Here is a 12,787-nt window from a genome sequence, read left to right as displayed (position 1 = left end):
TCCGCGGGCGTGCCGTTCCGCGGCGGGCGAACGTCAACCCCGACCCGATGTCGGAGGTCCGGGGGAGGATGTCGGCATGGCCGACGTGCTCGAGAAATTCGGTCCTGCGACGCAGGACTGGTTCCGCGGTGCGTTCTCCGCGCCCACCAACGCGCAGAAGGGCGCGTGGGAATCCGTCTCGTCGGGCCGCAACGCCCTCGTGGTCGCGCCCACCGGCTCGGGCAAGACGCTGTCGGCCTTCCTCTTCGCGATCGACCGCATCTTCCGCGAGAAAGCGCCCGAGACCCCGGATGCCACGCCCCCGCGCCGCGGCAAGAAGTCAGCCGCGAAGGCCCCGCCGACGAACACCCGCGTCCTGTACATCTCGCCGCTGAAGGCTCTGGGCGTCGACGTCGAGCGCAACCTGCGCTCGCCCCTCGTCGGCATCGGCCAGTCAGCGCGCCGGTTGGGCATCGACGTGCCGAACGTGACGGTGGGGGTCCGCTCGGGCGACACCAGCTCGAGCGACCGACGCAAGCTCGTCAGCGACCCGCCCGACATCCTCATCACGACGCCCGAGTCGCTCTACCTGATGCTCACGAGTCAGGCGGCCGAGACCCTTCGCGGGGTGCACACGGTCATCATCGACGAGGTGCACGCGGTCGCCGCGACCAAGCGCGGCGCGCACCTCGCGGTGAGCCTCGAACGTCTCGACGCCCTGCTCGACGCCCCCGCGCAGCGCATCGGCCTCTCGGCCACCGTGCGCCCCATCGACGAAGTGGCGCGGTTCCTCGGCGGAGCGCAGCCCGTCGACATCGTGGCGCCGAAGGCGACGAAGGCGTTCGACCTCTCGGTCGTCGTCCCCGTCGACGACATGCTCAATCCGCCTCCCCCTCCGGGCTCGCCGGCCCCCGACGAGGCGACCGACGGCGAATGGTTCTCCGACCGCCCCGAGAGCACCGAGATGGCCGGCTCGGTGTGGCCCCACGTCGAAGAGGCGATCGTCGATCGCATCCTGCAGCGACGCTCGACGATCGTGTTCGCCAACTCCCGCCGGCTCGCCGAGCGACTGACCGGCCGGCTCAACGAGATCTATGCGGAACGGCAGGGCATCGACGTCCCCGAGCCGACGGTCCCCGCTGTGACGATGGCGCAGGCGGGATCGTCCGCCGGGGTCGCCGCGATCCTCGCCAAGGCCCACCACGGCTCGGTGTCGAAGGAGCAGCGGGCGCAGGTCGAAGACGAGCTGAAGTCGGGGGCGCTGCGCTGCGTGGTGGCCACGAGCAGTCTCGAGCTCGGTATCGACATGGGCTCGGTCGACCTCGTCATCCAGGTCGAGTCCCCTCCCAGCGCGGCATCCGGGCTCCAGCGCGTCGGACGCGCGGGGCACCAGGTCGGCGAGGTGAGCCGGGCAGCGCTCTTCCCCAAGCACCGCAGCGACGTGCTGCACACCGCCGTGGTCACCGAGCGCATGCTCGGCGGACGCATCGAGGCCATCTCGGTGCCGCAGAACCCGCTCGACATCCTCGCCCAGCAGACGGTGGCCGCCTCAGCGCTCGGAGCGATCGACGTCGAGGAGTGGTTCGACACGGTCAAGCGCAGCGCGCCGTTCCGCTCGCTGCCGCGTTCGGCGTACGAGGCGACGCTCGATCTGCTCGCCGGGCGCTACCCCTCCGACGAGTTTGCCGAGCTGCGACCGCGCCTGGTGTGGGACCGCGACGCCGGCACGCTCACCGGCCGCCCCGGGGCGCAGCGCGTCGCGGTGACCAGCGGCGGAACCATCCCCGACCGCGGCTTGTTCGGCGTCTTCGTCGCGGGCGAGTCGCAGAACGCCCGCGTCGGCGAACTCGATGAAGAGATGGTCTACGAGTCCCGCGTCAACGACGTGTTCACGCTCGGCACCACGAGCTGGCGGATCGTCGAGATCACCCACGACCGCGTGAACGTCGTGCCCGCTTTCGGGCAGCCCGGCAAGCTGCCGTTCTGGCACGGCGACGGCATCGGACGCCCCGCCGAACTCGGCGAGGCGCTCGGCAAGTTCTCGCGCGACATCGCCGGGGCCGACCGCGCGAAGGCCGAAGAGCGCCTGCGCGAGTCCGGACTCGACGACAACGCGATCACCAACCTCCTCGCCTACCTCGCCGAGCAGCGCGAGGCCACCGGCAGCCTCCCCACCGACAAGACGCTCACCGTCGAGCGCAGCCGCGACGAGGTCGGCGACTGGCGCATCATCCTGCATTCCCCGTACGGCATGCAGGTGCACTCCCCCTGGGCGCTGGCCGTCAACGCCCGCATCCGCGAGCGTCTCGGGGTCGAGGGCGCCGCTGTCGCGAGCGACGACGGCATCATCGCGCGGGTTCCGGATGCCGCGGCCGAACCGCCCGGAGCCGAGCTCTTCGTCTTCGAGCCCGACGAGCTGGAGCAGATCGTCACCGACGAGGTCGGCGGCTCCGCGCTGTTCGCCTCGCGCTTCCGCGAATGCGCGGCGCGCGCGCTGCTGCTCCCGCGCCTGAATCCGAACCGCCGGTCGCCGCTGTGGCAGCAGCGGCAGCGGTCCGCGCAGCTCTTGGAGGTGGCGCGGCGGCATCCGAGCTTCCCCATCATTCTCGAGACCCTGCGCGAGGTGCTGCAAGACGTCTACGACCTCCCGGCCCTGCTGCGGCTGACGCGTCAGATCGGCGAACGTCGCATCCGCCTCGTAGAGATCACCACTTCGCAACCGTCTCCGTACGCGCGCGACCTGCTGTTCGGTTACGTGGGCGCGTTCATGTACGAGGGCGACTCGCCGCTGGCCGAGCGCCGCGCCGCCGCCCTCTCGGTCGACCCCGCCCTGCTGAGCGAGCTCCTCGGCAAGGTCGAGATGCGCGAGCTGCTCGACCCCGACGTGATCGCCCAGTTCGAGCGCGAAGCGCAACGCCTCGCGCCCGACCGCCGCGCGCGAGGGGTGGAGGGCGTCGCCGACCTGCTGCGCATCCTCGGCCCCCTCGACGCGGCCGAGGTGGCGGCACGCCTCGACACGGGGGAGAGCACCGAAGAGAGCATCGACCGAGACGCCGACGCCGTCGCCCAGGCCGAGCGACATCTCGCGGCGTTGGTCGACGAGCGCCGAGCGATCCGCGTCACCATCGCGGGCGTCCCGCGCGTGGCCGGCATCGAAGACGCCGGGCGTCTGCGCGACGCTCTCGGGGCGGCATTGCCCGTCGGCATCCCGAACGCGTTCCTCGAGCCCCTCGCCGACCCGCTCGGCGATCTCGTCGCGCGCTACGCCCGTACCCACGCGCCCTTCACCACCGACGCGGTCGCCGCGCGACTCGGGGTCGGGGTCGCCGTCGCCCGTCTCACCCTGCAGCGACTCGAATCGCAGGGGCGGCTCGCGAGCGGTTTCTTCCTGCCCGCCCCTTCGACAGGCTCAGGGACCGGTGCCTCAGAACGCGGCGACGAGACCGAGTGGTGCGACGTCGAGGTGCTGCGGCGTCTGCGCATGCGCTCTCTGGCGGCCATCCGCGGGAGCGTCGAACCCGTGCCCCCCGCCGCGTACGCGCGGTTCCTGCCGGTCTGGCAGCACCTCGGCCGCCCCCTGGAGGGCATCGACGGCGTGCTCGCCGTCGTCGAGCAGCTGGCCGGGGTGCCCATCCCCGCGAGCGCGTGGGAATCGCTCGTGCTGCCCTCGCGCGTCGCCGACTACACCCCCGCCCTGCTCGACGAGCTGACCGCCACGGGAGAGGTGGTCTGGTCGGGCCACGGCACCCTGCCCGGCCGCGACGGATGGATAGCCCTCCACCCGGCCGAGGCCGCTCCGTTCACCCTGCAAGACCCCGAGGACGCCGACGACCCGGCCCCCGACTCGCTCGAGGCCCGCATCCTCTCGGCCCTCGCCGGCGGAGGTGCCTACTTCGCGGCACAGCTGAAGCAGCTCGCGGGCGCCGAGAACGAGCAGTCCGTGAACGACGCGCTCTGGGCCCTCACGTGGGCCGGACGCGTGACCAACCACACCTTCGCCCCGGTGCGCACCCTGCTCAGCGGCGGCGGGCAGTCGCACCGCGTCGCGCGCCGCGCACCTCGCGCGCGGATGTATCGCGGCGCCGCCATGCCCCGGGCGACCTCCGCCCCGCGACCGCCGTCGCTCGGCGGACGGTGGTCGCTCCTGCCCGATCGCGAGCCCGACCCGGCGGCCCGGGCCACCGCCACCGCGAGCCTGCTGCTCGACCGCTACGGCGTCGTGACCCGCGGTGCCGTGCAGTCGGAGGGGGTCCCCGGCGGCTTCGCGCAGGTCTATCGCATCCTCGCCGGTTTCGAAGAGGCGGGTCACTGCCGACGGGGGTACGTCATCGAGAAGCTCGGTGCCGCGCAGTTCGCCGCCTCGGCGACCGTCGACCGCCTGCGCGAGTTCGCCGCCGTCGCCGACCCTCCGCCGCTGCGCACCGTCACCCTCGCGGCCACGGATCCGGCGAACCCCTACGGCGCCGCCCTCGGCTGGCCCGCGATCGAGGGTGTCACGCACCGACCCGGGCGAAAGGCCGGCGGCCTCGTGGTGCTGGTCGACGGCGAGCTCACGCTCTACCTCGAGCGCGGAGGGCGCAGCGCGCTGGCCTTCACCGACGACGACGCCCGGCTGCAGGCCGCCACCCGGCACCTCGCCGAGACCGCGCGCCGGAGACGACTCGAGACGCTGACGGTCGAGCAGGTCAACGGCGAATTCGTCTACGGCACCGCCGTCGGCCGCGCACTGCGCGAAGCGGGGTTCGTCGAGTCGCCGAAGGGGCTCACGCTGCGCAAGCTCACGGCCGGAGACTCCCTGCGCGAGGCCGCTCGTGCCTGAGGGCGATACCGTCTACCGCGCCGCGGCGAAGCTGAACGCGGCCCTCGCCGGCAAGGTCGTCACCCGCTTCGACATCCGCGTGCCAGGAAGCGCCACCGCCGACCTGCGGGGCGAGACCGTGCACGAGGTCGCCGCCCGCGGCAAGCACCTCCTGCACCGCATCGGCGGGTACACCCTGCACTCGCACCTCAAGATGGAGGGCCGCTGGGACCTCTACCGCCCCGGCGAGCGCTGGCGCCGAGCGGCGTTCAAAGCGCGCGCGATCGTCGGCGTCACCGGGGTGGACGCGGTGGGTTTCGACCTCGCCATGGTCGAGGTGATCCGCACCACCGACGAGCCCGACATCATCGGGCACCTCGGACCCGATCTGCTGGCCGACGACTGGGACGAAGCGGAGGCGGTGCGCCGCGTCTCGCGCGACGAGCGCGCCGCCCACGTGGCCCTGCTCGACCAGCGCAACGTGGCGGGTTTCGGCAACGTCTACGCGAACGAGCTCCTCTTCGTGCGCGGGATCGCCCCCACCACGCCCGCGACGCAGATCGACGCCCAGGCGACCATCGCGCTCGGCGAGCGCATGATCCGCGCGAACCTCCCCCGCCCCGAGCGCACCTTCACGGGCGACAGTCGGCCCGGACGCCGATTCTGGGTCTACGGACGCGAGGGGGCGCCGTGCCGCCGCTGCGGCACCCCGATCCGCGCGACCACCCTGGGGGCGTCGAACACGAGCGAGCGCAACGTGTTCTGGTGCCCGACCTGCCAACCCGGCTGAGCCCGTCCGCCCGCCACGACGGGGTGCACCTCCGCCTCGCACGCCCGCCGACCTCACCTCCGCAGGGCCCAGACCGCACAGCCCCCGAGTGTCGCGACGCCCCCGGTATCCGACCTCCCGTGCGGAAGCGGCCGTCGCACGCCCGGCGACCGCCCGTCCCTCAAGCTCGCCGACCCCACCTCCCCCGCGCCCTCGCCACGGTCACGCGCGCGCCGGCCACGGCATCCGGCCTCCCGCGTGAAAACGAGCGTCCGCGGCCCCGCTGTCAACCCGCCCGTGACTCCCGGTCGCGCGTGCGAGAACAAGGGGACAACACAACGCCGGGAACGCCCGCACCGAGCGGAATCTCTCGACATCGAGAAAACCGATACCGGTGAGGGCGACGAAGAACCATTCGAGGGAATGAAGGGCATTCCCCACCCGTTGTCAGACATGTCGGCACACCCGAAGGCCGATCGGAGGGGATCGTGGGAAAGAACTACATCGACATCGAGAACGACCACGGCGAGACGCTGCGATACCGCAAGCACGTCAATGGTCGCGGACTCGTCGCGCACGGCGCGAAGGTCCACCCGTCGGCGCTCGTGGAGAACGGCGCTTACGTCGAACCCGGCGTGCAGATCGCGGCCGGTGTTCGAGTGGGACGCGGCGCCTGGATCGAATCCGACGCCGTCATCGGTCCGGAGGCCCGGATCGAACCGCACGCCCACATCTGCGCGGGAGCGGTCATCGGGGCGGGCGCGCACATCGGCGTTCGCACCCAGGTCGGGCACAACGCGCGCATCGCGGTGGGCTCGCTCATCGGCGACGACGAGATCATCAACGACGGCGAGGCCGTCGCCACCGATCGCCGGGGCCTGCGCCTGGCAGCCTGAGCCCCGCCCGATCGGGCATCCATCGACCCGCACGACTCCCCGGAGCGTGCGGGTCTTCGTCGTCTCGGGAGCGTTCGCGCACCGGTCGTCGTCGCGCGCCGGCCCGCGGCATCCGCCCCCTCGGCGGGCGGAGCGCCCCGCCGCGCGCGACCTCAGGCGAAGATCGCGAGCACGAGACCGATGAGCGGCAGCGTCCCCTGGATCGCCGCGGGACGCAGGTACTTGCTCCCCGAGGTCACCAGCACGAGGGCGGCCGCGAGCATCGACCCGAGCGAGAAGATCAGCAGCGTCCGGCCCGCGACGTCGCCGGTGCCGTTCGCGATCCACAGCACGATACCGATCGCGGCACCGATGGCGAGGAACAGGTTGTAGAAGCCCTGGTTGTAGGCCAGCGGCTTCGTGATGTCGGCTGCCCGCTGGTCGGCGATGCCGAACACCTTCCACGTCTTCGGCTGCGTCCACCGCACGCTCTCGAGCACGAAGATGTAGACGTGCAGCAGGGCCGCGAGCCCCGCGAAGACGAGAGCGAGAATGCCGATCATCCGTTCAGCGTAACCGCGCGACTAGCCTGGGACCATGGCGAACGGTTCGGGCTCCCGAGGTCGCGGCGGCAGTCCCTTGCGACGCGGCGGACCCGCGCGCGCGGCGGCGAAGGGACGACCACGGCCCACGCCGAAGCCCTCGCGCCGAGCCGAGCCGACGCCTCCCTCCGAACCGCGCGAGTTCCGCCTCGGGGCCGTCCCGGGCGCGACCCCGGGAAAGTGGATCGGCCTGTGGCGCGAGCGGGTCCCGCACGTGACGCTCGAGCTGCACGAGATCGCGGTGTCGTCGCAGCGCGACGCGCTGGCCGACGTTGACGCCGCCCTGGTGCGTCTGCCCCTCGCGACACCCGACGACGCGCACGTGATCGAGCTCTACGACGAGCTCCCCGTGGTGGTGATGGCCGCCGAGTCGCACCTCGCGGCGGCCGACGAACTGACCCTGGCCGACCTCGCGGGCGAGGTCGTGATCGTCCCCGTCGACGACGTGCTGAAGGCGCAGGTGCCGGATGCCGCGCCCCCGGCCTTCTCGTCCCCCCTCGACACCGCGGAGGCCATCGCGACGGTCGCCGCGGGCATCGGGGTCGTGATCGTGCCGATGTCCCTCGCCCGGGCGCACCACCGGCGCGACGTCGAGCACCGCGTCCTCACCGACGGCCCCCGCTCCACCGTCGCCCTCGCGTGGTTGCGCGATCGCACCACCGACGACGTCGAGACGTTCGTCGGCATCGTGCGCGGCCGGACGGCCCGCTCCTCGCGCTGAGGGACCTCTTCCGCCTCCTCCTCCGCCCGGCGCGGGCTCCCCGCCGCGTCGTCGCTCGTGCGCGATCCGTTCCGCCCTCCGTCGCCCGGAGTTCACGCAGCGCGCTCCGCGCGGTCATGAGAGCCCCATAGGTTCGCTCCGTCTCACGCCGCGGCACAGCCCGCCGGCACTCCCGAGAGATCCGAGAGGAACCCCCCCCCCATGTCATTCCCGAGCTTCTCCGCCGGTCGCCCGATCGCCGGGATCGCCCTCGTCACGGTCGCGGCCCTCGCCCTCGCCGGGTGCGCGGGCGGCAGCACGGCCTCCCCCGCCGACGGCGGCACGGATGCCGCGACTGCGACGAGCCTCGCCGACTTCGGCGCCCTGGCCGACCTCGAGACCGCGGCGAAGGCCGAGGGCCAGCTGAACGTGATCGCGCTCCCGCGCACGTGGGCCAACTACGGGGAGATCCTGGACCTCTTCGCGCAGCGCTACCCCGAGATCACCGTCAACGAGCAGTCCCCCGACGTCTCCAGCGCCGAGGAGATCCAGGCGGCGACGGCCAACGAGGGCCTCGACACCGCGCCCGACGTCTTCGACCTGGGACTGGCGGTCGCCCTGCAGAACACCGACCGGTTCGCCGCGTACAAGGTCGAGACCTTCGACGAGATCCCCGACGCGCTGAAGGAGCCCTCGGGGCTGTTCGTCGGCGACTACGGCGGGTACATGTCGATCGGATACGACTCGGCGCGCTTCCCCGCCCCGACGCAGCTGAGCGACCTGCTGAAGCCCGCGTACAAGGGCGCCGTCGCGATCAACGGCGACCCGACGCAGGCGGGCTCGGCGTTCGCCGCCGTGGGCCTGGCGACCGTGCAGAACGACGGCACGCTCGACGACTTCACGCCCGGAATCGACTTCTTCGGCGAGCTCAACGCGGCCGGCAACTTCCTCAAGGTCGACCCCACCGACGCCACGATCGCGAGCGGCGAGACCCCGGTCGTCTTCGACTGGGACTACCTCAACGCCGCGCAGGCCTCCGCCGTCCCCACGTGGAAGACCGTGGTGCTGCCGGGCACGGGCTACGCCGGGTACTACAACCAGGCGATCAACAAGGACGCCCCGCACCCCGCGGCGGCGCGACTGTGGCAGGAGTTCCTCTACAGCGACGAGGTGCAGAACCTCTGGCTCAAGGGCGGAGCGCGCCCTGCCCGCATGGAGGCGATGACCTCCGCCGGGACGATCGACGAAGCCCTTGCCAAGGCGCTGCCGACCGCCCCCGCCGACACCGTCGTCCCGACCGAGCAGCAGTCGACCACCGCCGGCGAGACCCTCGGACAGAAGTGGGCGACGGCGGTCCAGTGACGGTCCTCGACCAGGTCGTCGCCCCCGCGGTGCCGGAGCCGTCCGCTCCGGCACCGCGGGGCGCGGCGCGTCGCGGATGGAGCGCGGTCGGCCTGCTGCCGTTCGTCCTCTACATCGCGCTCTTCCTCGCCCTGCCGACGGTCCTCGCGGTCGCCTCGGGATTCGTCGACAAGGCGGGGGTGTTCACGCTCGACAACGTCGCCGCCCTCGGCGAGCCGCTGGTGCTCTCCACGTTCGCGAACTCCGCGGTGCTCTCGCTCGTGACGGCGGCGGTCGGAGCGGTCATCGGCGCGCTGGTGTGCTGGGCGATGCTGGGCCTCCCCGAGTCGGGCGCGGTGCGCACGGCCGTCGACGCGGCATCCGGAGTCCTCGCCCAGTTCGGCGGGGTGATGCTCGCCTTCGTGCTCATCGCCGCGATCGGCGCGAAGGGCGTCGTGACCGTGGCGCTGGCCGAGCTCACCGGGATCTCGCTCTACGAGAACGGGATGTGGCTCTACGACCTGCCCGGGGTCGCCGTGGCCTACCTGCTGTTCCAGGTGCCGCTGATGATCATCACGTTCATGCCGGCCCTCGCCGCGCTCAAGCCGCAGTGGATGGAGGCGCACCTGACCCTCGGCGGCACGCGCGCCGGGTTCTGGCGTCAGGTCGGGATGCCGGTGCTCGCGCCGTCGTTCCTCGCGAGCCTGCTGCTGCTGTTCGCGAACGCCTTCTCGTCGTACGCGACGGCCGCGGCCCTGGCCAGCCAGGGTTCGCAGATCGTGCCGCTGCAGATCCGCTCGGCGCTGACGAGCGAGACGGTCCTGGGGCGGGAGAACCTCGCCGGAGCCCTCGCCCTGGGCATGATCGTCGTCGTCGCCCTCGCGATGACGCTGTACTCCCTCGTGCAGAGGCGCGCGTCGAGGTGGCGGTCGTGAATCCCCTCGCTCCCCCGCGCGCGGCGCGCTGGATCATCGGCGTCGCCGTGACCGCCGTCGTCGCCGTGCCCTTCGTCGCGACGCTGCTGTTCACGCTCGCGCCCGCGCCCGGCGCCTCGGGCCTGTCGCTGACGCACTGGGCCGGGATCTTCGACCCCGCGAACGCGGCGAAGTACCGTCCGATCTGGACGGGCCTGGGCAACTCGCTCGTGCTCGCCGCCGTGACCGTGGCCCTGGTGCTGTGCCTGTTCGCCCCGACGATGGTGCTCGTCGCCCTCGCATTCCCCCGGCTGCGCCGGGTGTTCGAGTTCGTCGCTCTGCTGCCGATCTCGATCCCCGCGATCGTGCTGGTGGTGGGTCTCACGCCGATCTACCTGCAGATCGGCCGCACCCTCGGAACCGGGGCGTGGACGCTCGCCTTCGCCTACGGCATCCTGGTCCTCCCGTTCGCCTACCGCTCGATCCAGGCCTCGATCGACGCGATCGACGTCACGACCCTGGCCGAGGCGGCGCGCACGCTCGGCGCGGGATGGGGCGCCGTGCTCTTGCGCGTGATCCTGCCCAACCTGCGGTCGGGCCTGCTCGCGGCCTCGCTCATCTCGGTGGCGGTCGTGCTCGGCGAGTTCACCATCGCGTCGCTGCTCAACCGGCAGACGCTGCAGACCGCGCTGCTCGTCGTCAACAAGCAGGACGGATGGGTCGCCGCCATCTTCACGCTGCTGGCACTCGCGTTCGCGTTCGTGCTGCTGCTCGTCATCGGCCGCGTCGGACGCATCGGCGCCGGAAGGAAGACCTCATGACCACCGCCGACTCCCCGATCCGCGCGCTCCCCGACACCGCCGCGAACGCCCTGCTGAGCGGCGGGCGCGGGAGCGCCGGCGTGCAGCTGCGCGGTGTCGTGAAGGACTACGGCACGACCCGCGTGCTCCACGGCGTCGATCTCGACGTCGCCCCCGGGGAGTTCGTCTCCCTGCTCGGGCCCTCGGGCTGCGGCAAGACGACGGCACTGCGCGTCATCGCCGGTCTCGAGAGCGCGAGCGGAGGCGACGTGCGCATCGGCGGACGCGACGTCTCGACCGTGCCGACGAACAAGCGCGACATCGGCATGGTGTTCCAGTCGTACTCCCTCTTCCCTCACCTGCGCGTTCTCGACAACGCCGCCTTCGGGCTGCGGCGCCGAGGAGTCGGCACGGCGCAGGCGCGGCGACGCGCGGGCGACGCCCTCGATCTGGTGGGGCTCGGGCATCTGGCCGATCGCTACGCGCACCAGCTCTCCGGGGGACAGCAGCAGCGCGTCGCCCTCGCCCGCGCGTTGGTGACCGAGCCGCGCGTGCTCCTGCTCGACGAGCCCCTGTCGGCTCTGGATGCCAAGGTGCGCGTGCAACTGCGCGACGAGATCCGCCGCATCCAGCTGCGCCTGGGGACGACCACCGTCTTCGTCACCCACGATCAGGAAGAGGCCCTCGCGGTCTCCGACCGCGTCGCGGTGATGGGCGCCGGCCGCATCCTGCAGGTCGGGAGTCCCGAAGACCTCTACCTGCGCCCCGCCGACGCCGAGGTGGCGGCGTTCGTCGGTGCGTCGAGCCTGGTCCCGGGCGTCGTCGCCGGCGGGACGGTCGAGGTGTGGGGCCGACGCCTGCCCCTCATCGCACCGGCGCCGGACGGGGCGTGCGAGGTGTTCGTGCGACCGGAGAACATCCGACTCGTCGGTGCGGGCGAGGACGGCGTCGCGGGTGTCGTGGAGCAGAGCACATTCCTCGGCAGCACCCGCCGTTCGTCGCTGACGACCGAGGACGGCTCGCGCGTGGACGTGCAGCACGGGGCCGACCTCGCGCTGACCGTGGGCGAACGCGTGCGGGTACGGCTGGACGACGTCGCGGTGCTCACGCGCCCGGTCGCCGGCTGAGGGGTCGCGCGGGCGGCATCCTGTCGCCTCCCCGCCACCGGGGCGGGACGGCCGATACCCCGCCCCGGGGCGACCCGCGCGCCGTGTCGCCGTGTGTCCCCTCCGGCGCGGTCTCGGCGGGACGCGCATAGAATCCCTGAGTGACCGCCCCCCTCCTGTACGTCTGCGCGCGCCCTCAGCGGGTCGCGGCGGTGGCGGAGTGGGCGTCGTTCCGCGACGGCTTGGGAGTGCGCGACGACGAGCTCGTGCACCACGACCTCGTGCGCGAGCCGCTCCCGGCCGACCTCGACCGGTTCGCCGCGGTCGTCGTGGGAGGCAGCCCGTTCAACGTCACCGACCCCGACAAGACCGACCAGCAGCGCCGCCTCGAGCGTGACCTCGAGCGCCTCGCCGCCGCCGCGATCGAGGGCCGCACGAGCGCCCTGTTCACGTGCTTCGGCATCGGCGTCGTCACGCGCCTGCTCGGCGGCGAGGTCACCCTCGACCACGCCGAGGGCACCGGTCCGGCCGACATCTCGCTCACCGACGCCGGTCGTGAGGACGAGCTCTTCGGCATCCTCCACCCGCGGTTCGAGGCGCTCACGGCGCACAAGGAGGGCACCGCGAGCGTGCCGCCGGGCGCGACGCTCCTGGCCGAGAACGCCGACTGCCCCGTGCAGGCGTATCGGGCCGGCCGGGCACTGTGGGCGACGCAGTTCCACCCCGAGCCGACCGCCGAGGCCTTCGTCGAGCGCATGACCGTGTACCGGGATGCCGGATACTTCGACGCCGACGCTTTCGACGAGGTCTCCGCGCACGTGCGCACGGCCTCGGTCGAGCAGCCCACGCTGCTGCTGCGGTCGTTCGCCGCGCGCGCCGTCACCGCCTGACCCGGCGCCCCGC

General features: G+C 72.5%; 10 protein-coding genes. 9 read left to right on the top strand and 1 reads right to left on the bottom strand.

What is annotated here, in order from left to right:
• Positions 1–76: 76 nt before the first annotated feature.
• From AB1K56_RS10085 to AB1K56_RS10075, 3 genes are all read left to right on the top strand, one after another.
• Positions 77–4,798, top strand: coding sequence for an ATP-dependent helicase (locus AB1K56_RS10085; protein WP_371205537.1), 4,722 nt, complete (start codon positions 77–79; stop codon positions 4,796–4,798).
• Positions 4,791–5,567 (top strand): DNA-formamidopyrimidine glycosylase family protein, encoded by a 777-nt coding sequence (locus AB1K56_RS10080; RefSeq protein WP_136586003.1) that lies wholly within the window; start codon positions 4,791–4,793, stop codon positions 5,565–5,567. The genes AB1K56_RS10085 and AB1K56_RS10080 overlap by 8 nt, the downstream gene beginning before the upstream one ends.
• Positions 5,568–6,034: 467 nt before the next feature.
• On the top strand, positions 6,035–6,442 hold the full coding sequence (locus tag AB1K56_RS10075) for a transferase (protein WP_076673580.1): 408 nt from the start codon (positions 6,035–6,037) through the stop codon (positions 6,440–6,442).
• A gap of 152 nt (positions 6,443–6,594) precedes the next feature.
• Here AB1K56_RS10075 and AB1K56_RS10070 read toward each other — a convergent pair whose 3' ends face one another.
• Positions 6,595–6,984, bottom strand: coding sequence for a DUF1304 domain-containing protein (locus AB1K56_RS10070; RefSeq protein WP_371205536.1), 390 nt, complete (start codon positions 6,982–6,984; stop codon positions 6,595–6,597).
• Positions 6,985–7,018: 34 nt separating this feature from the next.
• On the opposite strand from AB1K56_RS10070, the gene AB1K56_RS10065 reads away from it, so the two are divergent.
• From AB1K56_RS10065 to AB1K56_RS10040, 6 genes are all read left to right on the top strand, one after another.
• Positions 7,019–7,744 (top strand): LysR substrate-binding domain-containing protein, encoded by a 726-nt coding sequence (locus AB1K56_RS10065; protein WP_371205535.1) that lies wholly within the window; start codon positions 7,019–7,021, stop codon positions 7,742–7,744.
• Between the two features lie 201 nt (positions 7,745–7,945).
• A complete protein-coding gene (locus tag AB1K56_RS10060; protein WP_371205534.1) occupies positions 7,946–9,085 on the top strand; it encodes an ABC transporter substrate-binding protein in 1,140 nt (379 codons plus the stop codon).
• Entirely contained in the window at positions 9,082–9,999 is a 918-nt protein-coding gene (locus tag AB1K56_RS10055) for an ABC transporter permease (protein ID WP_371205533.1), read from the top strand. Before AB1K56_RS10060 ends, AB1K56_RS10055 begins: the two co-directional genes overlap by 4 nt.
• On the top strand, positions 9,996–10,799 hold the full coding sequence (locus tag AB1K56_RS10050) for an ABC transporter permease (RefSeq protein WP_371205532.1): 804 nt from the start codon (positions 9,996–9,998) through the stop codon (positions 10,797–10,799). The genes AB1K56_RS10055 and AB1K56_RS10050 overlap by 4 nt, the downstream gene beginning before the upstream one ends.
• Positions 10,796–11,905, top strand: coding sequence for an ABC transporter ATP-binding protein (locus tag AB1K56_RS10045; protein WP_371205531.1), 1,110 nt, complete (start codon positions 10,796–10,798; stop codon positions 11,903–11,905). Before AB1K56_RS10050 ends, AB1K56_RS10045 begins: the two co-directional genes overlap by 4 nt.
• A 140-nt stretch (positions 11,906–12,045) precedes the next feature.
• Entirely contained in the window at positions 12,046–12,774 is a 729-nt protein-coding gene (locus AB1K56_RS10040; protein ID WP_371205530.1) for a GMP synthase, read from the top strand.
• The last annotated feature ends 13 nt before the right edge of the window (positions 12,775–12,787 follow it).

It is taken from the genome of Microbacterium sp. BWR-S6Y, from assembly GCF_041379845.1.
Taxonomy (GTDB): domain Bacteria; phylum Actinomycetota; class Actinomycetes; order Actinomycetales; family Microbacteriaceae; genus Microbacterium; species Microbacterium hydrothermale.
The sequence above is the reverse complement of the archived record's forward strand: the minus strand, read 5'-3'. Positions and strand labels throughout refer to the sequence as shown.